Genomic DNA, 23133 nt, shown 5'->3' with positions numbered 1-23133 from the left:
CTAATAAAGGAGGCTAGTTCAGGATGGAAAATAACCATCCTGAACTATTGTTACGCTATATTTCGAGCTTAGGTAGATTATTAATAATTTTTTGCGTTTCAAGACTGACAGTTATGATCCGCAAGAACAGCTCTAACGGGTATCGAGGGTTGTCCATTGTTTCAATTGCCCAATCATTAGCATCATTAACAATCCCGCTGTCCTTGTGTTTCGAAACGCTTTGGCGCTCCATAACCCACTCAAGAGCAGGTTTACCATTCACAATGTAGTCATAGGCTTCAACGGGAATGTTTTTTATGCGAATCTTATTATTATAGATAACAGTGCTTTTTTCATCCTTTTTTGCAAATTTCATTTTTTCAACATAAAAATCATCTTTACCTAATTGAGAGTAAAGTAAAGAACCAGTATCAATAGTCGCCTTATATGGCTCAACTGTTTCGTAATTTAAATGTAGTTTAGCCAAGTCACGTCCTGCTTTAGATAAAATCCAAAAATCTTTAGCTGTCTTTACACATGGAATCCGCGGTAATTCCTTGCTCAGATTGGCTGCATATCTAGACCTGTAATCGTCAGAGTGAAGCAATCCGTATATATAATAGAAAATATCTTCCTTACCGATATTACTTACTGAATAGAATGAGTTAAATTTATCCAAACTTAGATCGCTGATGGCATCCTTCCGGACCATTTTACCTTCTGAAAGCTCATAGATATACAATGGAAAACACTGGACATCACCTAATAAGTGGAAGTCAGGAATAACATTGGTTATTAGCAAACAAAAACCTTTTTTTGGATTTACATTTACTGAGATTACCGTGTTTTCAGCATTTGGAAATGGAAATATTTGTGGCATTTGATAAACCATTTCATTCAATCGTCTATTGAAATACATCCAAGACTTAATAAATGGTCTATACATACATTTATATACTGATGATGTTTCAAATTCTAATTTTTTTTCTTTTTTAAGGTCATTTTTCAGCGCTCGACTCCAACTGATTTTGGTTGGATTATTGTCAACCAAGTCTCCGACATTACTTACATTATTTACCCCCCCTCTCTCCGACAGCTTAGCTAATTCAATATTGTAAAAATGGATCATGCCTGAAATATTATTTTCCAGCTTAATCTTGGAGTATTGATAAACCCAAGCATCTCTTGCTGTAACAACTCCATTCGAATAATTATAAAAAACACTTAATTCTTCTTTGTCTTTTTTATTACCTATCGCCATAAAATCATTAAAACTATTGTCGCGCTGATTCAGCCAGTCGTTATGATCATCCGGTGTAATTGACCGCCAGCCATGTATTTTTTCAATACCATCGATACTTGCGAACTCAGAAATCTTCTGCAGTTTTTCCTCACGATTCAGGTAGTCACCAATATCATGAAAATAAATCTGACCATATTTTTCCGAAGCTGGGTTCTTCACCAAAATAGCAATTACAATAGGAGCACGACTTCCACTACCAAAAATTTTACCACCCTCCTGTCGTGATTTTTCTCCAGTGGTTCTCTGATCTCCCCTTAAATGGAAAAAATACAGACTGCTGAACTCGTCGACCAAACACTTACGCATCCCGTCTGCGGAGTTAGAATCTATATAAGCCCCATTTGTCACAAAACCGATAACACCGTGCTCTCCGATACGGTCACTTGCCCAGCGAATAGCACGAATATAAGAGTCATATAAGTTTTTTTGCAGTATTGCGGCCGAATGCGCTGCATATGTATCGGATATCCTTCTATCTAAATAAGGGTAACTAATATTCTGATTATTATCATTCTCCGATTTCTGCCCTGCTGAATAAGGTGGATTCCCGATGATAACTCGAATATCTAAAGCCTTTTGCCGCTTACGGCGCTCACTGTTATCAACCAGCACCTCACTGACCAGATCATCCTTTTCATACATTTCAAATGTATCAGTAAGGCAAATGCCTTCAAACGGCGTGTAATCCGCTTCTTCCGTAATGCCGTGATACACCGCTTCAATATTAATCGCAGCAATATAATAGGCTAACAGAACAATTTCGTTGGCATGGATTTCATTTTTAAACTTGTAAGCTAGTTTATCTGAAGGAATAAGACCACTTTGCAGAAGGCGGGTAATGAACGTACCGGTTCCGGTGAACGGATCAAGAATATGGACACCTTTGTCTGACAGTGTTTGACCGAACTCCTTTTTCAGCACGTCATTTACACTATGAATAATAAAATCGACCACCTCGACAGGAGTATAGACAATCCCCAGACGCTCTGTCATTCGCGGGAATGCGTTCCTGAAAAACTTATCGTACAACTGCACGATAATTTGCTGTTTACCTTCTGCTGTTGTGATGCCGTCGGCACGCATTTTGACAGATTCATAGAAGCTGTTCAGTGTACTGGCTTCTTTTTCGAGATGATGCTCCTGTAACGTATTCAAAACGTTTTGCATCGCCATACTCATCGGGTTATGGTCTGTAAAATTATAATCCGCAAACAGCGCGTCAAAGACAGGCTTAGTAATGAGATGCTGTGCCAGCATTTCAATTATTTCATGGTCAGAAATACTGTTATTCAGATCATCACGCAGTTCATCTGCAAATGCCCTGAATGCCGTTATTTCAGCCGTATTGGCAGGATTTTCCAAAATACCGTGAATACGGTCGATATGAGTACGAGCAATTTTGGCAATATCGTTCGCCCAGTCTTCCCAGTGATGCCGGTTACCGCATTTTTTAACGATTTTCGCGTACAGAGCACGCTCAATTTCACCGACAGAAAACTCAATATCAAATTGTTCAGGAGTGGGACTCACGGCAGAACCAATACCACTGCTTTTACGTGCCTTTCCTGCTAACTCGGATTTTTTTGTCTGCCGTTTGGTTCTCTTCACCACTTTATCGGCAACCGCGATAACTTCCATTCTTCCGGTGTCTTTCCCGTTAAACTCTAGCTTGTTAATCATGGCATCAAAGCGGTCATCATGCGCCCTGAGAGCATTAAGAACTTGCCAGACAACTCGGTATGCCTGATTATTGTTCAAGGCATTTTCTGGCTCTTCACCGGCGGGGATCACAACAGGAAGAATGACGTAGCCCAGCTCTTTACCTTCGGCACGACGCATGACACGCCCTACAGACTGCACCACATCTACCTGAGAACTTCTCGGCGTTAAAAACAACACCGCATCAAGTGAAGGCACATCCACACCTTCCGATAGGCAACGCACGTTGGACAATATCCGGCAAACATTATCCTCAGTTTCAGCTTTCAGCCATTCGATTTTTGATTTTTTCTCTGTGGCATTCATGCTGCCGTCAACATGCTTAACCTGACACTGAAGCATTAACGACGGATCAATTTCCTTATCAGGTGAAGTTTCCCTGATGTGTTCAATTTCAGATTTCTGATATTCGGCTACTACCGCCCCGAACATATCCGTGATAAGTTTGGAGCTGACTTTGTGTGTCTTTCCGCGAAAGTCTTTTTCTATAACCTGACAAAACGCAACCGCCCGTTTCATCGCATCAGAATGCACACCGTCCGTACCCGCTAATCCCTGCTTTGCCAGTGCTTTCCAGCAACCGACAATTTTTGCTGCATCGTCCACTTTGAGTTGATTGTTTTCATCCCTAAGAAGAGACTGAATACGGCGGCTGATATGGCTTTCTTCAACAGCAAGTACAATGACTTTGTAGTCACACAAAATACCAAGCTGCACGGCTTTTGAGAACGTAATGACATACAAGTCCTCACCGTAGAGGTTCTTGTCGTCCATCGAACATAAGGTGACCCCTTCAGTCTCTTTCGCGTCCTCCCCAAAAATACGTGGGGTTGCCGTCATATACAGCCTTTTTTTACCGGCTACATAGGCATTATCGTGAATACGGACAAAGGCAGATTCATCATCACCGTCAAAGGTTGCACCTGTTGTACGGTGGGCTTCATCACAAATGATGAAATCAAACTCAGGGAAGCCTAGTTTTTGCGCCTGATGGATGACCTCAACAGAGTGATAGGTTGAGAACACCACATTCATGTAAGGCGGTTTTTCGCTGCCGAAAATATCCGGCTGATTAAAGGCTTTTACAAGGCTGTTCGCATTCGTAGTTGCCGGATATTTCAGGTCACTGATGCCGACGACAACATTGTCATCATGGTTTTTCTTACCGACATCACTATCAGAGCAGACCGCAAAACAGCGCAGATCAATGAGCGTATCCTGTGTCCATTCATCTAGGGTCTGACTCAGCAATGCCAGACTCGGCACAAGGAACAGGACAGTTTTACCCCGTCCGGCGACGGCTTCAGCGATACGTAGAGAAGTGAACGTTTTTCCTGTGCCGCAGGCCATGATAAGTTTTCCGCGATCGGCGGTAGTAAGCCCTCTTTTAACAGCTTCCAGCGCGGGTGTCTGGTGAGGACGGAGCTGTTTTTTCGCTTTCATCACCGGTTGGTATGCCGGATCAAAATCAAACTGTGACCAGTCTAGAGCGCTTTGTTCAAGGTCAGTCAGGCTTAATGCGGTAACAGGAACAGCCTTGTCCCGCAGCATATCTTTCGCTTCTTCCGTCCAGTTGTCCGTAGAAGCAACGATATAACGGAGCGTAAAGTACGTTTTATCAGAAGCAGCCAGAAAGCTATCAATGTCTTTTTTAGCGATTTTAGTTTGGTTATAATTTTTACACTGAATGGCATGAAATTCACCGGTTTTAGTTACTGCCACCAAATCAATACCGGCATCTTTCTTCGTCTTAATGCCCACAGCATCACCGTACTGGGCAATCCATCCTGCATAACTCAGCACTTCACTGTACAGCTCGGCATATTTAGGTTCGTGAAGGAAATACTGAACACAAAGGTTTTCAAAGGAGGTACCTTTGTCACGCTGTATCGGTGAGGCGTGTTCAATTTTCGTGAGTAATTCAGATAACGCATTCATTATTCATATCCTTGTCATGCTTTATTTAACTGGTTTGATCAGGTAAAGACAGTCATTTTTTATTGGGGTACAATCCGCCGATGACTTGCACACATGGCTTACCATCACAAGTACTGTAATTAGAGAAGCGAAGCATACCGAGCAGATTTAGACGTTGGTGTCTAAGGGGAAGGAGAAAAAAACAAGCCGTACCAAGAGGTTGCTCATGTTACGACGACACTGCTCAGAGCCCCGTTTCAGCAGTTCGACGTACAGAAGATTTAAATCTCTAGTAACACGGGTATCGAAAGCGTTCTCGCTTATCTGACGAACAGCGGTAACACCTACCAGCGTAAGAAAGAAGCCGAAGCGAACTGAAAACTTTTTAAATACGCAAGCGACATTCTGACCGCTGGTAAGGTATTCAGCTGCGAAGTCTTTGCAGTAAGTGGCGAGGATGTATCTTGCCTTACCCTCGTCTGTTACCGGGTTGGACTTGAGTACAGCCAGCATTTGCGTCACCTCGCCTTGGCCCGCTTCACAAGCCAAAATGTAGATATTGATGGTCGAAGAACACCAACCAGTTTGAATCTGTTTGATGCCTCGCAAAGCATGCATTTGATAGTAGTTATCTCGTTGCCAAAAGCTTCAAGAAAAACATAATAAAAATTAGCAAGATCAAACGGTTGATCAACGATCTCTGTGATGTCTTGTTCAATTTCTACGCCGTTCATTTGCGTAAAGCTCTCCATAAGCGTGCAGCCGCCTTGCTGCTATGCTTCTGCAGTGAAGTCATGTTTTGCCCTGCGTTATCTTGGAAATTTTTGGGAGCAAGTTTAACAGATTAGACCCAGGCGCTATAGCAGATTCAGGCTCCTACTCAGCGTTTCACAAAGCACTGTTGTCTATTCATGGCGAGAATTGTAACTTCGAGAAAAGACTTCGAAAAGATTTTCTAACTTTCATGACACTTGAGGGGCGGCTGTATCATGACATATGAGGTAGTAGTAGATTGATAATTTCCTTCGTTGTTACTGAAAATCTTGCAACGCCACAAGATTGCTCCAGAAATTATCGTCTGTATCAAATATGACAGCAAGAATACGAGCCTCATCATCCGTAAGACGACGCAAACCGCATATGATATCCCCAACATCCTGCAGAGAAACCCTCATAGCTTCCGCCAGTTCATCATTAGACATGTTCAGCGGTTTCAAAAATTCTTCTGTCAGAATTTCTCCCACTGTCACAGGCCCGGCGGTATCTGCTTTTGTGTAGTATGCAAGAATCTCTGAACGCCCCTGCTCATACGTAAGCTCACCTGAAATAATACGTGCCTTAATGGACTCGTACAGTGGCGTACCACTGGGGTCCATTCCTTCAAGTCTCAGGGAAGCCTCTGCTCTGCGGAAGCCCTCATTGCGTAACCGTGTATAGGGAGTCCTGGACATGTTTTTCCTTTGAATTGCAGGAGTAAAGTTCGCACAGTGAAAGCGTCAGCTCACGCTACCTCGTTAACTGACGCACGTGATTCAAGATTTATTATTACCCGATAAGCTATCACCGGCAAAATCATCATGTTCGCGGTTATCCCGACGAGTAGCTGTTTGTTTACGTATCTGAGTCGCCAACTCCCCTCCAATAGTTTGTTGGGCACGAGAAGAACTGCTACTTCGCTTCATTCTCTGGTACTCAGCAGCTCCGTTAGCCATGCTGCTTCCCATATGGCTTGCCATGCGGCCAGCACGCGAGAATGAAGCAAACCCCTGACTTCCTCCGCTGGCGCTACCTGAACTGCTCCCTGCAGACGAACCACTGTAACCGCCTGAGGTTTGGCCTCCAGAAGTATCTACAGAACCGGTATCTTCCCCGCCGCCAAATCCTCCACCGGAACCGCCTCCGCCGCCTGAACCAGATTCTTCGGCCATGGCAGCTTGCGCAGACTCGAATGCTGCCTTTAATGCTGAGGCTCCGCCGCTGACTTGAGCTGATGCCCCCATTGCCATTGCTCCAGCACCGCTGATGGCAGTAGCGGCTGCGCCGGTAATCATACCCGCCCCAAATCCACCAATCCCTTGTAAAGAAGCCCCTCCTACAACACCTGATAACAACAGTGGTAGCTTATTAGTTAATACTAACAGGATAATTGACGCCAGAAGCAAAACTATAAGACTATTAAGATCAGGAACATCATCTTTAATAAGAGAAAAATATTGATCTATAAATGATTGTCCAATCCCAATAATTAATGTCATCGTGAATAATTGAATGCCAATCGATAAAACAGTTCGTAAGTAATTAATTGCTATATCAGAGGTCCATTTCGAACCACCAAACCCAAGCAATATAACTCCTGCATAACATAACACCCATGCAGAAACCAACATGATTAGCATATTTATCGCTATAAGGGACATCACTACCAAAACGATTATCGCGACTGTTATCATAATGGTGGATATCATTGGCGACCAAATTGATGCGGCTGAACTGACCTTTGTTAATATCGCAAACGCCATATCAACTATGCCTGAGGGAGAAATACCAGTACTTATTCCTAAAGCGTTTGCTGCAAGTTGTCTCATTGAATTAATTATGGATTGCGATATGGATGGACCGTTGATTAAAAGATAATAAAAAAAACCAATGACCGCAAAAAAGCGAACTATTTCAGCAAGTACGCCTGTCAACCCTTCCCCTTGCATCGCCATCATACCAAATGTCCAAACCATACTTATTAATACCAGCCCCCAGAAGAGCCAATTTGCATAGTCAGCAATTACTGCTGTCCATGTACTGGCTACTTGTTGAAACTTATCTAATAAAGTATCAAGTAGCCCGCTACTATCTAATTGACCAGCATAGGCATTTATAGAAAAGAAAAGTATGATACCTAAAAAGGTGAGTTTACTTACTATTTTCATGATTACCATTCTCGTTTAGGGCTTGGTTTATTATTACTCCGTAGAGCACATTTATCGTATTTATGTTCATCAAATTTATTATCTGGCATCGATAAACAATCTTTATCATTTTTATCGCAAGAACATATGGCCAATAAACTGATCAGAATAAATACAATCAAAAGATTATCTTTCATTCTGCGTTTCCTCACCAAATTCGCTTCGGGCTTGGTGTATTCTCTCCAGCTAACGCTTTTTCATCAGCGGCTATCTGTTGTGATTCTTTATCTGCCTGAGCCTGTGCCAGTGTTGCTGCAGCGTTTTGCTGGGCTACCAGAAGTGAGCGGATTTGCAGTAACTGATTTGTCTGTGCACTGGCAAGCTGGTTTGCCGCCTGAATAGCTTCCATTTGCCCTTGTGCGCCGCTTGCCTGAGTTTGTAATTCGGCAAGATTATCAGCATCGCTCTGCAGGGTGTTCTGCTGCTCGTCAATTACCTTAAATACTGCGTCATTGGCCTTTTTACGCGCCCCTGAGCTATTCTGTTCAGCTTCACGCAGTGCACTAATTTCAGACGCGGTACATTCAACATTGCTGTTAAAGCAAGGCGATGTCCTGTAGTAGTTAACATCCTGATAGCGTTTCAGGTACGCATCGAGACTCCCGGCCTGATTCTTGTAGTAATTAAGGGTATCCTGCACCTGCAACAATTTATTAATTGTTGAATTTGCCTGGTCCCAGATATAGGCCGCAGGAGCTACGGTGTTCTGCAGCATGTTTTCATACTGCTGCAGCTGCGTCTGGTACTGCTGGATTTGTTTAGTCACAGCCTGAACGTTGTTAACTGCACTGATTGTGGTCTGAACCACATTAGTGCCATCAATAACGGGAATTCCGGCCTTCACCGGTAATGCCATGACGGACGCCACGAAAGGAACTATTAAAGCTTTTTTAGCGGCTAAAATCCCTCTTTGTGATGAAACCACTCGGAACTTTAAATTCATTTGCTCACCTCTTTTTCAACAGATTAGTAATATTTAACACTCTGTCTGTTAACAGACGCAGGTATATAGGAAACCACACATTATTTATCCAAGATTTTATCCATAATGTTCCTTAGTTCTTGCCGAGTTGATTCTATTTTCACAAGCAAGGTTCTTATCAGTGTGGGTGAAAAATCAACGGTTCGAGGATCATTTGCGAGCCATAATTTAAGTAATCCGCCAAGTCTTCCAAGATCAGCATTTACTCGGCTAAGTTCATTAACCTGTTTTATATCTACGATAGAATCAACCTGATAACCCATTGCAACTCTACGAACAAAACAGGCAACACTTAATCCAGATGCTTCTGCATTTTCTTGGATGAGAATTTTTTCTTCAGGTAAACAATAAACTTTTATTGGCGTACTATTTTTTCTAGTCTGAGTAACTTTCATATAGCTCTCCATACAGGCGGTAGCCTGGCAGCCTCGCAGAGCAGGACGCCCTTGAGCCGCGATGCGGCGAATAGGGAGTGGTAAAGTTGGAACACCGTAGCGGTGGGCCTACTTTACATGTCCTGCCCTGCAGTTGCCGTTGTATATCTGTGCACGACAATGTGTATTTCAGTGTACAGGATGTGTTTTCTTAGCGTATTAATATAGGATTACTCGAGTAAATTTCTGCAGCAAATGTGTTTTTTGCAAGGAAACTATATTTCTCCCTTTTGAAAAATGACCTTTAGCAGTTATAAATAGGCGTCCACCAACTGTATTTATGTTTCGATATATTGTAAGAAGTCTTTTATTTTCTCATGCACTTTTTTACTTACCTTGTCAGAGCATGTGCATTGCAGATTTTAGCGGCTAAAATCTGCCTCCCTATGCCTAAAGCTAGGGGCGTACCTCATATGTCATAAAATCTACCTCAAGTTTCAATATACCAAACGTGTAAGTAATCTCTTCTTCTGGCGTACAACCATCGGCCTTTGGCCGATTCTAGATTTGAAAGCGCCTGCTCAGGCAGGTGATTTCAAAGACTGTAGATCCTGAACGATCCTGTAAATACTGCTGAATAGTAAAAAATCGGGCCGCTGTAGCACGCTACCGGGCCGCTATAACACGCTACCGGGCCGCTATAACACGCTATCGGGCCGTTGTGACACGTTTTATCCTAGAACCGTTCAAATCAATTCCAATTTCCAGCAATTGCACGGAATCTTCTTTCAATCTCCGACGATAGTTACGTAAAGTCATATTACTCGTTCCTTCACCGCACACTGCTAATATCAACGTATCCATATACCACCCTCCTAAAGGATTATTCCTATGGGTTAAGACATGACGAGCGACTGCCTGGCTAATACCATGTTGTAGCCGAGCTATGGGGCCAGGATGATAATAAAATGGCAAATCTTTTTTGAGTAACATCGCTAATGCAACACCCAGACGGACACGCCATAAACGGCGTTCTCCCCCAGTCAAAGGATCTGGACGCGTCATAGGTGATGGCACTACATGATCGATCAGTCCCCCTATTATACAGTCGCCGCTTTTCTCCAGCTCTGGCGTTATAATTTCAACTGTTGCGACGCGCAGATCTAAAAGCAATTTCTGTATACGACCATAACTGTATTGTGCATCGGATAGCGTTCGGCGTACTTTCGCTGGATCTACTAATAATTCGATTCCACCATCAGAAATTTCACGACGTTGCTCGGCAACATATAATATTGTCTCTACGATATCGGCATGACGCTGTCCGAGCCGTCCGGTAACACGACAACGTCCGAAACTTGTCTCCATCCATTGTCCCTTCACCTCCTTAGGACGCTGGCTTGGCTGGTACAGAATTACTCGGGCTTGCCAAGCTGTACTTGTGGGTGCCACTTTATTACCAGTTGTCATTGTCAGCGCCACTCCAGGTAGATGTTCTTTCTTTAGTAAGCTTTTTATTATTCTTCGAGCTGAGCGCCGTTATTTTTAATACTCCTCCCTCATGTCTCTGTAACCAACGATCTGGCGCACATTCTCCATAATTTGCTTTATTTATTCCAAATCTAACAAATTGACTTCGAACATCATCAGAAATACCATACGTCTTCGCTTCTAAGGCGGTCATGCCCGCCAGATAAGATTGCCACCGTATATTATCAACCAGGACGCTACTACCCCTGCTTGCCTGCTGTATATTACCAACTCCCATCGTGGCAGAGCCTTTGTTTGAATGGTGTAGAAATATAATCGAACACCCAGTATCAGCAGCAATACCTTCTAGCTTTCCAATGACTTTGGACATTGCTCCGCTATTATTTTCATCTTCCTGGTGGAAACGGCGAAGAGTATCCAAAATTATTAACCTTCTACTTTTTGAAATCTCATTAATCAAGTTGCTCCAACCTGGCGAGAAAATATTTGGACACTTCCCTACTAAAGGTTCGACAAGTAGCTTATCAGCTACAATCTGCTGCTGACGTGCTGTTAGATATTTTCCCAAAGCATATAGACGATGGTGAACGATGGTTTCAGAGTCCTCCACAGGTAAATATGCCACCAACCCAGTCGGATATTCACCAAAGTTTAAAAGATCTACACCACAAGTAATCTGCACAGCCAATTGTAATGCCAGCATTGACTTTCCAACGCCTCCCGGAGAAACAATCGCTCCGATAGTACCAATAGCCAAATTAGGCAAGACGTAATCAATTGGTTGCGGCTTAGCTTCAAATGCTTCCATTATGTTCAATGACATTGCTGTTACCTACCTAAAACAATACCGGGTCTGGCCGCTTTAAACATTGCTGATTTACGATCCGCAATCCACTGTTCTACTTCGGATAACTGCCATGCAACATTTCGGCTAGTAAGTGCTATACGGCGAGGAAACTCGCCTCGCTGTTCAAGGTTATAAATAGTGCGGGCTGACAATGGGATCATTTCCAGAAGTGTTTTTCTGTTAATGAGCGTGCTATGTGCCTTTGTTTGCATTTGCCTTCCTCCTGTTTCCAATCAGGCCTATACAATGCCAAGCATTACCACTTGCTAAAACCTATTCATTGGCTAAAATGGTTGACATGAAAATTACTATCTGGGAAGGCTGTGACCTCACGGTTGCAGCTGCAATTAAATTATTTGTAGAGCGTAGTTCTCCGTACTCCATATTTTCACGGAGGTATCCAATACTGCGTCTCATACAGGAAGTTATTGATCCAGCAGTAGCTGCTTATGTAAATTCCCTGCCACCAAGTCATAAAAACTACATTTCTGGAGCAAATTTAGAATTTAGTGAACTACTTAAAAAAGCGGGTTTAAAAGTCGTAGCACAGGCACAAAGACTTCTTTTACGTAATTTCGTCATAACTTTAGATCGTCAAACCTCTCTTGATAAATGCTTTATTGCTACGATTGAATCACTTATTGAGTTAGTCAGTGAATGTGCTTCCAAGCGCCCAAAAAAGTCTTCACCTGCAAAAGGGGTAACTATAAATTCACAGCGTAAGCTCGGTTTTTGCGAGTTCTGCGGTAACCACACTGAATTTTCTGGCTTGCTCAGTGAGATCAATGAATATTATGCTAGCGATAATGAATTCCCTGATCATGGGAAACTTGTTCTTAGTGATCGATATTGTTCTGACCATCGGCCCAGACTGACCAATGGTCTATGGAATCCAAAGTATAGGCAAGGGAAGCGTTCTTTCGAACAGTTTAATACAGAACTAATAAGACTGAGGCGGCAATGCGCGAAACCAAGAACAGCTAACGCGAACTCAGGGGATAAATTAATTGATGCCTATTTTTATGAGTGGATGCTGCGTCAAAAAATAACCCCCGCAGATTTAGGTGAACTTAGAAATATTGCGAGAAGAATGGTTGACTCTAAAATCTCTGACGCTAAGAAAAAAATAATTCTATTAATATATCAGGGATTTAATCAATCAGAGGTTTCACAGATTTTAACAAAAAAATACCACTACCCTATAACTCGTCAAGCTGTGTCTAAAGCGTTAGCATCAGTAAGAAAAGAATTTTATATTAATAATAACTTCTAGCAGAATTGAACAAACCAACCGAAAAATTTAATCACATATATACGATTATCATTTTGTGAGTATTACTCTTTGGAGGCCCCCCAAAAAACCAGATAATTCATTCTGAATATATGGCAACAAAGGATAGTTTAAACCATGGTCTGTTCACTGTTAAACTTCTCCAGATAGACTTCCATTTCGCGAGTCCACCTAGGGGTAGGTACCGAGGTGACCATTAGCCACGGAAACCACCATACAAGCATGAAGAGTAACATAAGCGGTGCGATCATTTCGGCCGAAGAATGAGAAGCTATATACATAATGAATAATATTAATAGAACTGTGTTTGCAATCTGACCTGCCTGAAAAAGACGCCAGCGAAAACTATGCCATTTACTGTTGAACACAATCCGTCCATCCCGTTCTTCGAGCCAGTTACGCCACGGCTTGAGGTAACCAGCCCGCAACCCATAACGATCACACATTATTACAGCCAAATCCTGCAGCCGATAATTATACAAGCCTGTGAGCCGATAAAGGCTGCGCTGACGAAGCTCACGCTTTGCCAGACGGACCGCATTTTTATTCAAATATGGCTGTGTCAGCATTTGCTCTAGCCGGCGCTTCCTAAGATTGAGTAATCCACGAAATACACTTCCAGATTCAGCATTAATTACTCTGTGACGAACTACACCGAGTGCAATATAGATACACAGCAATAGCCAGCCGGTCTTAGGGTATTGATTCATCCATTGTATAATTACAGACAACTCAGGCACTCTTATTTTTCCTTTTTATGCAATCCAGATAAAACCAGTAAAGATTCAGTAAATTTTAGCGGCTAAAATTGCTCTCCTAGCGTAGATAAAAGAAGCATACCCACTTAACTTACTGATTTTTAACTACTTAATAGTCCATTCATCAATCATATTCGCCCAATCTTGTAGCATCTCAGCCCTCTGCTCACGATATTCAGCCTTGTTATAAACAGCTCGTACCCCTTTTTGTTCATGGGCAAGGCTCTTCTCAATCCAGTCAGTATTGTACCCGGCCTCATGTAGCAAGGTGCTGGCTGTACGCCGTAAGTCATGGGGACCAAACTTAGGCAACAACTCCCCTTCTTTCTGAGCCAGGCGATACGTCAGTGTCAAAACCCGGTTTAAAGTAGCGCTACTCATTGGCGCATCGGAATCGTACCGCGAAGGAAGGATAAAATCAGAGCTACCGGCAAAGGTTTTGAGAGCAATCATAATATCCATTGCCTGTCTGGAAAGAAAAACCAAATGTGGATTACGTCGTTTCATCCTCTCCTTTGGTATCGTCCATAATGCCTCACTAAAATTGATCTCGTTCCAGGTTGCGTTAGTAAGCTCACTTTTACGTACCATAGTTAACAGCAAAAGTTTAACTGCTGCTCTGATTGATGGCGTCGTTCCTACCCGTTCCATGTACCGATACATCAGACCAATTTCAACTGGCGTCAATGCCCTGTCACGCGGCTCAAATTTCGCTATGCTTGCAGGCCGTACCAGATCAGCGGGATTCTCAACCTTCTGACCGCGCTCAATAGCCCAGCGATAGACTTGCAATACAATCTCTCTGGCGTGTACAGCTGTCGCCGGTGCCCCTCTCTCGACAATGTTATCGGTTAATGCGCGTAAGTCTTCATGTGTAATCTCACTAAGTTTCTGCTGGGCAAATTTTGACTTCAACTCCCTTTGATATACCGAACGCCGCATATCACGCGTCGATTCAGCCATTAGATAGCCGCGTAACCATTTCTCAGCCCATGCGCCAAAAGTCTCCGCATCTTTGATACGCGCTTTATCTCTAGCTTTTTCCCTCGCTGGCGATCTTCCACCGGCAACCATTTTTTTAGCTTCATTGAGCCGTTCACGCGCTTCTGCAAGCGTGATCCCTCCCACACCATAGCGGCCAAAAGTAACGGTCTCCTGTCTTCCGTTTATTGAGTAGTTATAACGAAATGAAATAGTTCCAGCCGGAGTGACCGCAACATACAGACCATCACGGTCATTAACTTTATAGAGTTTCTCCTTCGGCTTAAGGTGACGCAGCCTAGTGTCAGTCAACATGGTTTATTGTTTTCCTTTATCAAAAAATACCATGTTGTAAAAAATTCAGAAACGTCATTTAACTATCTGTTTTTAATCGATTTATAAAAAACAAATACCATAACTCAACCGAAATTTATCACATGGTACTTTTTCAAACCTGAATTCAAAACAAGAGAGTACCATCAAAAATTCCATTGAAAAAACCGTGCTTCCCGTTGCTAACAGGTGCCAGAAAGTGCCAGACATAAAAACAAAAAAGCCCGCAGTTACGCGGGCTTAGAGGTACTTTACTGCTTTTACGTGCAGGCTGTTGCCAGACGCGAAATCATTCCCACTCAATCGTTGCAGGCGGCTTACCGCTGATGTCATACACCACGCGGGAAATGCCGTTCACTTCGTTGATGATGCGGTTAGAGACGCGTCCCAGAAAATCGTACGGCAGATGCGCCCAGTGGGCGGTCATGAAGTCGATAGTTTCTACGGCGCGCAGAGAGACGACCCAGTCATATTTACGGCCATCGCCCATCACGCCGACGGAGCGCACCGGCAGGAACACGGCGAACGCCTGGCTTACTTTGTCGTAGAGATCGGCGCGACGCAGTTCTTCGATAAAGATAGCGTCAGCGCGACGCAGCAGGTCGCAATACTCTTTCTTCACTTCGCCCAGCACGCGAACGCCGAGACCCGGCCCAGGGAACGGATGACGGTACAGCATGTCGTACGGCAGGCCCAGTTCCAGACCAATCTTGCGCACTTCGTCTTTAAACAGCTCTTTGAGCGGTTCGACGAGGCCCATTTTCATCTCTTTCGGCAGGCCGCCTACATTGTGGTGCGATTTGATGACATGCGCTTTGCCGGTGGCGGACGCCGCAGATTCAATCACATCCGGATAGATAGTGCCCTGCGCCAGCCATTTTACGTCTTCGAGCTTCAGCGCTTCTTCATCGAACACTTCCACGAACACGCGCCCAATCGTTTTACGCTTGGCTTCCGGCTCGTCGATGCCCGCCAGCGCGTCAAGGAAGCGCGCTTCCGCCGGAACATGGACGATATTAAGACCGAAATGGTCGCCGAACATATCCATCACCTGCTCGGCTTCGTTCAGGCGCAGCAGGCCGTTATCCACGAAAACACAGGTTAAACGGTCGCCAATCGCGCGATGCAGCAGCATCGCGGTGACGGAAGAATCCACGCCGCCGGAAAGACCGAGGATCACGCGATCATTGCCCACCTGCTGACGAATGCGCTCAACGGCATCGTCGATGATTTTCGCGGGCGTCCACAGCGCCTCACACTGGCAGATGTCGCGCACAAAGCGCTCCAGCATACGCAGGCCCTGACGGGTATGGGTCACTTCCGGGTGGAACTGCACGCCGTAAAAGCGTTTTTCTTCGTTCGCCATAATCGCGAACGGGCAGGTTTCGGTGCTGGCGACGGTGACGAAATCAGACGGAATGGCGGTCACTTTATCGCCGTGGCTCATCCAGACATCCAGCAGCGGATTGCCGTCGGCGCTCAGCGCATCTTCAATGCCGCGCACCAGCGCGCTGTCGGTTTTCACTTCTACCTGCGCATAGCCGAATTCACGCTCGTTAGAGCCTTCAACGTGGCCGCCGAGCTGCATCGCCATAGTCTGCATGCCGTAGCAGACGCCCAGCACAGGCACACCGGCATTAAAGACATATTCCGGCGCGCGCGGGCTGTTTTCTTCGGTGGTGCTTTCCGGGCCGCCAGAGAGAATAATCCCGTTAGGGTTAAAGCCGCGGATCTGCTCTTCTGTCACGTCCCAGGCCCACAGTTCGCAGTAAACGCCCAGCTCGCGCACGCGGCGGGCCACCAGTTGGGTGTACTGAGAACCGAAGTCGAGGATAAGGATACGATGCTTATGAATGTTGTCCGTCATTGACGCTTTTTCCAGAAAGTAGCTGACAAAAAGTAAACGCCCGACGCGAACGCCGGGCGAGGAAAATTAAGAACCCATACGGTAGTTCGGAGACTCTTTGGTAATGGTCACATCGTGAACGTGGCTTTCCTGAATGCCCGCGCCGCTGATACGCACAAATTCCGCTTTGGTGCGCAGCTCGTCAATCGTGGCGCAACCGGTCAGTCCCATGCAGGAGCGCAGGCCGCCCATCTGCTGGTGAATAATCTCTTTAAGACGGCCTTTATACGCCACACGGCCTTCGATGCCTTCCGGCACCAGCTTGTCTGCGGCGTTATCGGTCTGGAAGTAGCGGTCGGAAGAGCCTTTGGACATCGCGCCAAGCGAGCCCATACCGCGATAGGATTTATAAGCGCGGCCCTGATAGAGTTCGATTTCACCCGGGGATTCATCGGTGCCTGCCAGCATAGAGCCCACCATCACGACGCTTGCGCCTGCCGCGATCGCTTTGGCGATATCGCCGGAGAAACGGATGCCGCCATCGGCGATAACCGGAATGCCGGTGCCTTCCAGCGCTTCAACCGCGTCTGCCACCGCAGTGATCTGCGGTACGCCGACGCCGGTGACGATACGAGTGGTGCAGATGGAGCCTGGGCCGATGCCCACTTTTACCGCGCTGACGCCGGCGTCCGCCAGGGCTTTCGCGCCAGCGGCGGTGGCGACGTTGCCGCCGATGATTTGCAGATCCGGGTATTTGGCGCGGGTTTCACGAATGCGCTGCAGCACGCCTTCGGAATGGCCATGAGAGGAGTCAATCAGCAGCACGTCAACGCCTGCGGCAACCAGCGCGTCGACGCGCTCTTCGTTACCGGCGCCCGCGCCCACCGCAGCGCCTACGCGCAGACGGCCCTGCTCGTCTTTACAGGCGTTCGGCTTACGTTCGGCTTTCTGAAAATCTTTTACGGTGATCATGCCGCGCAGATGGAAGCTGTCGTCCACGACCAGCGCTTTCTCAACGCGTTTTTCGTGCATCTTCGCCAGCACGACATCGCGGGACTCGCCTTCGCGCACCGTCACCAGACGCGCTTTAGGTGTCATGTAGACGCTGACCGGCTGGTTCAGATCGGTCACAAAACGCACGTCACGCCCGGTGATAATGCCCACCAGTTCGTTATCTTCGGTCACTACCGGGTAGCCGGCGAAACCGTTGCGTTCGGTCAGCTCTTTCACTTCGCGAAGCGTCGTGGTCGGCAGCACGGTTTGCGGGTCGGTCACCACACCGGACTCATGTTTTTTCACGCGCTTGACTTCTTCCGCCTGGCGCTCGATGGACATGTTTTTGTGGATAAAGCCGATGCCGCCTTCCTGCGCCAGGGCAATCGCCAGACGCGCTTCCGTTACGGTGTCCATCGCCGCTGAAAGCATCGGGATGTTCAGGCGGATAGTTTTGGTCAGCTGCGTGCTGAGATCCGCAGTATTCGGCAGAACGGTAGAGTGAGCGGGAACGAGGAGGACGTCGTCAAACGTCAGTGCTTCTTTAGCGATACGTAGCATGGGCAATATCTCAACCTGGGGTGAATGAGAACAGATAAAATATTGCCGCGGCATTATACAGAGCGTAACCGATTGCTTCTACATTTTTTTGCGAAAAATGGTTGCGATACTCAGCGCGCGGGTTACTATCGATTGAATAACCCGCTGATTTAAAATTTGATCCAGCTCACATGCCGCTTACTCAGACCCCCTCAATTTTTACCGTCAGTCGCCTTAACCAGAGCGTTCGTCTGCTGCTTGAGCAGGAGATGGGCCAGGTCTGGATCAGCGGCGAAATCTCTAATTTCAGCCAGCCCGCGTCCGGGCACTGGTACTTCACGCTTAAAGACGACACCGCCCAGGTGCGTTGCGCGATGTTTCGCAACAGCAACCGCCGCGTCACCTTCCGGCCCCAGCACGGTCAACAGGTGCTGGTGCGCGCGAATATCACGCTCTACGAGCCGCGCGGCGATTATCAAATCATCGTTGAAAGCATGCAGCCCGCAGGTGAAGGTCTGTTGCAACAGCGCTATGAACAGCTCAAGCAGCAGCTCGCCGCCGAAGGGTTGTTCGATCCGGCGCTGAAAAAACCGCTGCCCTCTCCGGCGCGCCAGGTCGGGGTTATCACCTCGAAAACCGGCGCGGCGCTGCATGATGTGCTAAACGTGCTGCGCCGCCGCGATCCGTCGCTGCCGGTCATTATCTACCCCACCGCCGTGCAGGGCGACGATGCGCCCGCGCAGATTGTGCGCGCCATTGAGCTTGCCAACCGCCGCGACGAGTGCGATGTGTTAATTGTCGGGCGCGGCGGTGGCTCGCTGGAAGATTTATGGAGTTTTAACGACGAGCGCGTGGCGCGCGCGATTTTTGCAAGCCGCATTCCGGTGGTGAGCGCGGTCGGGCATGAAACCGACGTCACTATCGCCGACTTCGTCGCGGATTTGCGCGCGCCGACGCCGTCTGCCGCTGCGGAAATCGTCAGCCGCAATCAGCTTGAGCTGCTGCGTCAGGTGCAGGGGCTGCAACAGCGCCTTGAAATGGCGATGGATTATTCGCTGGCCAACCGCCAGCAGCGCTTTACGCGCCTGCATCACCGGCTGGAGCAACAGCATCCGCAACTGCGTCTCGCCCGTCAGCAGACTCTGCTGATGCGCCTGCGCCAGAGAATGGACAATGCGCTCGACAGCCGGTTGCGTCAGGCGACACAACGTCAGAGTCGTCTGACGCAACGCCTTAACCAGCAGCAGCCGTTGCCGCGTCTGCACCGCGCCTCGGCTCGTATTCAGCAACTGGAGTATCGGCTCGCCCAGACGGTCTCAGCGCGCCTCAGCCACACGCGGGAGCGCTTTGGCAACGCCATCACGCACCTGGAGGCCGTCAGCCCGCTGGCGACGCTGGCGCGCGGCTACAGCGTCACCACGGCTGGCGATGGCAACGTGCTGAAAGCGACGAAACAGGTGCAGCCCGGCGATACCCTGACCACGCGGCTGGCGGACGGCTGGGTGGAAAGCGAGGTGCGCCAGATTACGCCCGCCAAAAAAACGCGCAAAAAGAAAACCGGATAAGCCTCAGGGGCAATCAGCGGGTCACGAACTATACTGCAAGTGTTGGTTTTTTCAACGGCACTTGCCGAGTAAGGAGACCCCATGAACGATTCACGTTATCCGACCGTTATTCCCCCCTACCTTCTGCGCCGTATTATCGATAACGGCTCAGCGCCCCAGCAGCAGAAAGCGCGCCAGACCCTCACCCATGTCCAGACGCTGATGGCGCATCAGCATGCGAAGCCCGCCGCGCCGCACGTCTCCGCTAAGGGCGAGCTGGAGCGCGATATCTACGATGCTCAGAACCGTGAAGAGCTGCCCGGGAAGCCAGTACGCCGCGAGGGCGAACCGTCGGCAGGCGATGTGGCGGTAGATGAAGCTTACGACTATCTGGGCGTTACCCACGATTTCTTCTGGAAAGCGTATAAGCGCGATTCGCTGGACAATAAAGGGCTTATCCTCAGCGGCACGGTGCACTATGGGCGCGAATACCAGAACGCCTTCTGGAACGGCCAGCAGATGGTGTTCGGCGATGGAGACGGTGAAATCTTCAACCGCTTTACCATCGCTATTGACGTCGTGGCGCACGAGCTGAGTCACGGCGTGACGGAAACTGAAGCCGGGCTTATCTACTTCGAGCAGGCGGGCGCGCTCAATGAATCGCTTTCCGATGTCTTCGGCGCGCTTGTGAAGCAATACCATCGGCAGCAGACGGCGGATCAGGCGGACTGGATAATCGGCGAAGGGTTGCTGGCGGAAGGCATTAATGGCACCGGCCTGCGTTCGATGTCAGCGCCTGGCACAGCGTACGATGACCCGCTACTGGGTAAAGATCCGCAGCCCGGTCATATGGATGACTTCGTTAAAACCCGCGAGGATAACGGCGGCGTGCATATCAACTCCGGCATTCCCAACCGCGCGTTTTACCTGGCGGCGACGGCGATTGGCGGCTATGCGTGGGAAAAAGCGGGTTATGCCTGGTACGACACCGTGTGTGACCGCTCACTTTCGCAGAATGCCGATTTCGCGAGTTTCGCGAAACTGACGATTGAGCATGGCCGTAAACGCTCCGGCGACAGCGTGGCGCAGGCTATCGAACAGGCGTGGAAAACCACAGGAGTATTGTAATGGACTTGCCAGATCTGACGGATGACGCCGTCGTAGAGCTGGCGCGTGAAGGCGGCGTGGCGTATATGCCACGCCTTGCCGGTCAGCGGCGCATCGCCGTCGCCGAGCTGAACGCCGAACAGCGCCAGCGGCTTATTGATATTCTGCACCAGGCGCTGCCGCAGGCGTTTGCGCCAGGGCAGCCCGATTCGCCGGGGCGCGGCGATCAGCGCTATTTCCGCATCCAGATCCTCTGGACGCAGCATAACCAGGCCGGTTATGCCGATATCGTACTTCTGGTGCCGGAAAACGCCGCGCCGGAAGGGCTGCGCGAGCTCTGGAAGCGTGGCGAGGGCTGTATCTGCGATTAGTGCGCCTGAAGCGTGAACTCGACGCGTTTTTTCGAAATCAGCCCGTGGCCGTTACGGCAGAAATAGTCTACCGCGCCGCACGCTTTCAGCACTTCCAGCGGCTGCTGGCAGTCGGGACAGCGCGCTTCAACCTGATAATCCTGATGGCAGGTGGAGCAATGCGCGCCGCGCTCGCTCGGCTCTAGCGGGTTTTGACAGTTCGGACAACGTAATTCCACGCGATACCTCCTTAAAAACACAGCGGGAGTCATAATGACTCCCGCTCCGGTTATTTACTTTTCTTGATGTGCTTAATCAGGCGTTTACGCTTACGCAGCTGGTTTGGCGTCAGCGTGTTTCGCTTGTTGGCAAACGGGTTCGCCCCTTCCTTGAACTGAATGCGAATCGGCGTGCCCATCACGTCCAGCGATTTGCGGAAGTAGTTCATCAGATAACGCTTGTAGGAATCCGGCAGGTCTTTTACCTGAGTACCATGGATAACCACAATTGGCGGGTTATAACCGCCCGCGTGCGCATATTTCAGCTTCACGCGGCGACCGCGCACCATTGGCGGCTGATGATCTTCTTCCGCCATTTTCATGATTCGGGTCAGCAGCGCGGTGCTGACGCGGCGCGTGGAGCTGTCATACGCTTCGCGTACCGATTCAAACAGGTTGCCGACGCCGCTGCCGTGCAGAGCAGAGATAAAGTGAACGCGGGCGAAATCGATAAAGCCGAGGCGGTAATCCAGCGTCTCTTTGACTTCGTCCTTCACTTCCTGGCTCAGGCCATCCCACTTGTTGACAACAATCACCAGCGAGCGACCGCTGTTGAGAATAAAGCCCAGCAGCGAGAGGTCCTGATCGGAAATCCCTTCACGCGCGTCAATCACCAACAGCACCACGTTGGCGTCTTCAATCGCCTGGAGCGTTTTGATGACCGAGAATTTCTCTACCACGTCAGTGATTTTGCCGCGTTTACGCACACCCGCCGTATCGATAAGCACGAACTCGCGCCCGTCGCGTTCCATCGGAATGTAGATGCTGTCACGCGTAGTGCCAGGCATGTCGAAAACCACAACACGGTCTTCGCCGAGAATGCGGTTGGTAAGCGTTGACTTACCTACGTTCGGACGCCCGACGATAGCCAGTTTGATCGGCAGATCCTGCGGGTTGAAGTCGTCCTCTTCTTCTTCCACAACTTCGCCATTTTGCTCGGCCTCAAATTGCGCCCAGTATTCGGCTTCTTCGTCCACTTCTTCCGGCGGATCGACATCGTCCATCCACGGCACCAGTACATGTTCCAGCAGCGAGGTGACGCCACGGCCATGAGACGCCGCAATCGGGTGAATTTCACCGAGACCGAGCGAGTAGAAATCCGCGACCGCCTGATCCGGGTCGAGACCGTCGGTCTTGTTGGCGACCAGGAACGTCGGTTTCTGGCGGCTGCGCAGATGCTGGGCGATAGCCTCATCCGCCGGCATCAGACCTGAGCGGGCATCAACCATGAAAAGCACCACGTCGGCTTCTTCAATCGCCAGCAGCGACTGTTCCGCCATGCGGGTTTCCACCCCTTCTTCCGAACCATCGATACCGCCGGTATCGATGCAGATAAATTCACGTCCTTCCACTTCGGCACGACCATATTTGCGGTCACGCGTCAGCCCCGGGAAATCCGCTACCAGCGCATCCCGGGTGCGGGTTAAACGGTTGAACAACGTGGATTTTCCGACGTTAGGGCGCCCGACCAGCGCGACCACAGGTATCATTCTTAAAGCCTCATTACTGATAAATCATTGTTAAACCCGCATCAAAG

At 48.2% G+C, this 23133-nt stretch carries 21 protein-coding genes; 4 read left to right on the top strand and 17 right to left on the bottom strand.

Annotated features, from left to right (window positions below):
- Positions 1–55 precede the first annotated feature (55 nt).
- The 11 genes from AFK63_RS03705 to AFK63_RS20110 all read right to left on the bottom strand — a co-directional run bounded on the left by AFK63_RS03705 (position 56) and on the right by AFK63_RS20110 (position 11787).
- Complete coding sequence (locus AFK63_RS03705) at positions 56–4939, bottom strand: DEAD/DEAH box helicase (protein ID WP_038861304.1); 4884 nt, start codon at positions 4937–4939, stop codon at positions 56–58.
- Between the two features lie 147 nt (positions 4940–5086).
- On the bottom strand, positions 5087–5431 hold the full coding sequence (locus AFK63_RS03700) for a type IIL restriction-modification enzyme MmeI (protein ID WP_038861303.1): 345 nt from the start codon (positions 5429–5431) through the stop codon (positions 5087–5089).
- 5 nt (positions 5432–5436) lie between these two features.
- Complete coding sequence (locus tag AFK63_RS03695) at positions 5437–5670, bottom strand: hypothetical protein (protein ID WP_038861302.1); 234 nt, start codon at positions 5668–5670, stop codon at positions 5437–5439.
- 279 nt (positions 5671–5949) lie between these two features.
- Entirely contained in the window at positions 5950–6369 is a 420-nt protein-coding gene (locus AFK63_RS03690) for a HigA family addiction module antitoxin (RefSeq protein ID WP_038861301.1), read from the bottom strand.
- Between the two features lie 81 nt (positions 6370–6450).
- Positions 6451–7842 carry a P-type conjugative transfer protein TrbL gene (gene trbL, locus AFK63_RS20130; protein WP_071603647.1) on the bottom strand — a complete coding sequence of 464 codons (1392 nt, stop codon included), beginning with the start codon at positions 7840–7842 and terminating at the stop codon, positions 6451–6453.
- Positions 7843–7844: 2 nt separating this feature from the next.
- A complete protein-coding gene (locus AFK63_RS21470) occupies positions 7845–8018 on the bottom strand; it encodes a hypothetical protein (RefSeq protein WP_001588174.1) in 174 nt (57 codons plus the stop codon).
- Between the two features lie 11 nt (positions 8019–8029).
- Positions 8030–8824 (bottom strand): P-type conjugative transfer protein TrbJ, encoded by a 795-nt coding sequence (trbJ, locus tag AFK63_RS03680; protein WP_038861299.1) that lies wholly within the window; start codon positions 8822–8824, stop codon positions 8030–8032.
- Between the two features lie 80 nt (positions 8825–8904).
- Positions 8905–9258 (bottom strand): conjugal transfer transcriptional regulator TraJ, encoded by a 354-nt coding sequence (gene traJ / locus AFK63_RS20125; RefSeq protein WP_071603642.1) that lies wholly within the window; start codon positions 9256–9258, stop codon positions 8905–8907.
- 687 nt (positions 9259–9945) lie between these two features.
- Positions 9946–10707 carry an ABC transporter ATPase gene (locus AFK63_RS20120; protein ID WP_071603641.1) on the bottom strand — a complete coding sequence of 254 codons (762 nt, stop codon included), beginning with the start codon at positions 10705–10707 and terminating at the stop codon, positions 9946–9948.
- Entirely contained in the window at positions 10694–11536 is an 843-nt protein-coding gene (locus AFK63_RS20115) for a helicase RepA family protein (RefSeq protein WP_448353507.1), read from the bottom strand. Before AFK63_RS20115 ends, AFK63_RS20120 begins: the two co-directional genes overlap by 14 nt.
- Before the next feature lie 20 nt (positions 11537–11556).
- Entirely contained in the window at positions 11557–11787 is a 231-nt protein-coding gene (locus AFK63_RS20110) for a helix-turn-helix transcriptional regulator (RefSeq protein ID WP_001193557.1), read from the bottom strand.
- An 86-nt stretch (positions 11788–11873) separates the two neighbouring features.
- Between AFK63_RS20110 and AFK63_RS20105 the strand changes: the two genes are divergently transcribed.
- Complete coding sequence (locus AFK63_RS20105; RefSeq protein WP_236613091.1) at positions 11874–12848, top strand: LuxR family transcriptional regulator; 975 nt, start codon at positions 11874–11876, stop codon at positions 12846–12848.
- Positions 12849–12976: 128 nt separating this feature from the next.
- On the opposite strand, the gene AFK63_RS03675 is transcribed toward AFK63_RS20105, so the two are convergent.
- The 4 genes from AFK63_RS03675 to guaB all read right to left on the bottom strand — a co-directional run bounded on the left by AFK63_RS03675 (position 12977) and on the right by guaB (position 18338).
- Complete coding sequence (locus AFK63_RS03675; RefSeq protein WP_038861298.1) at positions 12977–13606, bottom strand: hypothetical protein; 630 nt, start codon at positions 13604–13606, stop codon at positions 12977–12979.
- A 123-nt stretch (positions 13607–13729) separates the two neighbouring features.
- Positions 13730–14920: a tyrosine-type recombinase/integrase gene (locus AFK63_RS03670; protein WP_038861297.1), complete on the bottom strand. Its 1191-nt coding sequence runs from the start codon at positions 14918–14920 to the stop codon at positions 13730–13732.
- 307 nt (positions 14921–15227) lie between these two features.
- Positions 15228–16805 (bottom strand): glutamine-hydrolyzing GMP synthase, encoded by a 1578-nt coding sequence (gene guaA, locus AFK63_RS03665; RefSeq protein ID WP_038861296.1) that lies wholly within the window; start codon positions 16803–16805, stop codon positions 15228–15230.
- A 66-nt stretch (positions 16806–16871) separates the two neighbouring features.
- Complete coding sequence (gene guaB, locus AFK63_RS03660; protein ID WP_038861295.1) at positions 16872–18338, bottom strand: IMP dehydrogenase; 1467 nt, start codon at positions 18336–18338, stop codon at positions 16872–16874.
- Between the two features lie 170 nt (positions 18339–18508).
- Here guaB and xseA point away from each other — a divergent pair, with 170 nt between their 5' ends.
- The 3 genes from xseA to AFK63_RS03645 all read left to right on the top strand — a co-directional run bounded on the left by xseA (position 18509) and on the right by AFK63_RS03645 (position 21339).
- Positions 18509–19882, top strand: coding sequence for an exodeoxyribonuclease VII large subunit (gene xseA / locus AFK63_RS03655; RefSeq protein WP_038861294.1), 1374 nt, complete (start codon positions 18509–18511; stop codon positions 19880–19882).
- A gap of 81 nt (positions 19883–19963) precedes the next feature.
- On the top strand, positions 19964–20989 hold the full coding sequence (locus AFK63_RS03650) for a M4 family metallopeptidase (RefSeq protein ID WP_038861293.1): 1026 nt from the start codon (positions 19964–19966) through the stop codon (positions 20987–20989).
- Positions 20989–21339, top strand: a complete 351-nt coding sequence (locus AFK63_RS03645) for a protealysin inhibitor emfourin (RefSeq protein WP_038861292.1) — start codon at positions 20989–20991, stop codon at positions 21337–21339. Before AFK63_RS03650 ends, AFK63_RS03645 begins: the two co-directional genes overlap by 1 nt.
- Here AFK63_RS03645 and AFK63_RS03640 read toward each other — a convergent pair.
- Entirely contained in the window at positions 21336–21557 is a 222-nt protein-coding gene (locus AFK63_RS03640) for a zinc ribbon domain-containing protein (protein ID WP_038861291.1), read from the bottom strand. The two genes, AFK63_RS03645 and AFK63_RS03640, sit on opposite strands and share 4 nt — an antisense overlap.
- 50 nt (positions 21558–21607) lie before the next feature.
- Positions 21608–23086, bottom strand: coding sequence for a ribosome biogenesis GTPase Der (gene der, locus AFK63_RS03635; RefSeq protein WP_038861290.1), 1479 nt, complete (start codon positions 23084–23086; stop codon positions 21608–21610).
- Positions 23087–23133 lie beyond the last annotated feature (47 nt).

It is taken from the genome of Cronobacter muytjensii ATCC 51329 (assembly GCF_001277195.1).
GTDB classification, from domain to species: Bacteria; Pseudomonadota; Gammaproteobacteria; order Enterobacterales; family Enterobacteriaceae; genus Cronobacter; species Cronobacter muytjensii.
The sequence above is the reverse complement of the archived record's forward strand: the minus strand, read 5'-3'. Positions and strand labels throughout refer to the sequence as shown.

Bases quoted from the DNA above. Each gene is read 5' to 3' on its own strand.
- AFK63_RS03705 (WP_038861304.1), bottom strand. From the start codon at position 4,939: ATGAATGCGTTATCTGAATTACTCACGAAAATTGAACACGCCTCACCG.
- AFK63_RS03700 (WP_038861303.1), bottom strand. From the start codon at position 5,431: ATGCTGGCTGTACTCAAGTCCAACCCGGTAACAGACGAGGGTAAGGCA.
- AFK63_RS03695 (WP_038861302.1), bottom strand. From the start codon at position 5,670: ATGGAGAGCTTTACGCAAATGAACGGCGTAGAAATTGAACAAGACATC.
- AFK63_RS03690 (WP_038861301.1), bottom strand. From the start codon at position 6,369: ATGTCCAGGACTCCCTATACACGGTTACGCAATGAGGGCTTCCGCAGA.
- trbL (WP_071603647.1), bottom strand. From the start codon at position 7,842: ATGAAAATAGTAAGTAAACTCACCTTTTTAGGTATCATACTTTTCTTT.
- AFK63_RS21470 (WP_001588174.1), bottom strand. From the start codon at position 8,018: ATGAAAGATAATCTTTTGATTGTATTTATTCTGATCAGTTTATTGGCC.
- trbJ (WP_038861299.1), bottom strand. From the start codon at position 8,824: ATGAATTTAAAGTTCCGAGTGGTTTCATCACAAAGAGGGATTTTAGCC.
- traJ (WP_071603642.1), bottom strand. From the start codon at position 9,258: ATGAAAGTTACTCAGACTAGAAAAAATAGTACGCCAATAAAAGTTTAT.
- AFK63_RS20120 (WP_071603641.1), bottom strand. From the start codon at position 10,707: ATGACAACTGGTAATAAAGTGGCACCCACAAGTACAGCTTGGCAAGCC.
- AFK63_RS20115 (WP_448353507.1), bottom strand. From the start codon at position 11,536: ATGGAAGCATTTGAAGCTAAGCCGCAACCAATTGATTACGTCTTGCCT.
- AFK63_RS20110 (WP_001193557.1), bottom strand. From the start codon at position 11,787: ATGCAAACAAAGGCACATAGCACGCTCATTAACAGAAAAACACTTCTG.
- AFK63_RS20105 (WP_236613091.1), top strand. From the start codon at position 11,874: ATGAAAATTACTATCTGGGAAGGCTGTGACCTCACGGTTGCAGCTGCA.
- AFK63_RS03670 (WP_038861297.1), bottom strand. From the start codon at position 14,920: ATGTTGACTGACACTAGGCTGCGTCACCTTAAGCCGAAGGAGAAACTC.
- guaA (WP_038861296.1), bottom strand. From the start codon at position 16,805: ATGACGGACAACATTCATAAGCATCGTATCCTTATCCTCGACTTCGGT.
- guaB (WP_038861295.1), bottom strand. From the start codon at position 18,338: ATGCTACGTATCGCTAAAGAAGCACTGACGTTTGACGACGTCCTCCTC.
- xseA (WP_038861294.1), top strand. From the start codon at position 18,509: ATGCCGCTTACTCAGACCCCCTCAATTTTTACCGTCAGTCGCCTTAAC.
- AFK63_RS03650 (WP_038861293.1), top strand. From the start codon at position 19,964: ATGAACGATTCACGTTATCCGACCGTTATTCCCCCCTACCTTCTGCGC.
- AFK63_RS03645 (WP_038861292.1), top strand. From the start codon at position 20,989: ATGGACTTGCCAGATCTGACGGATGACGCCGTCGTAGAGCTGGCGCGT.
- der (WP_038861290.1), bottom strand. From the start codon at position 23,086: ATGATACCTGTGGTCGCGCTGGTCGGGCGCCCTAACGTCGGAAAATCC.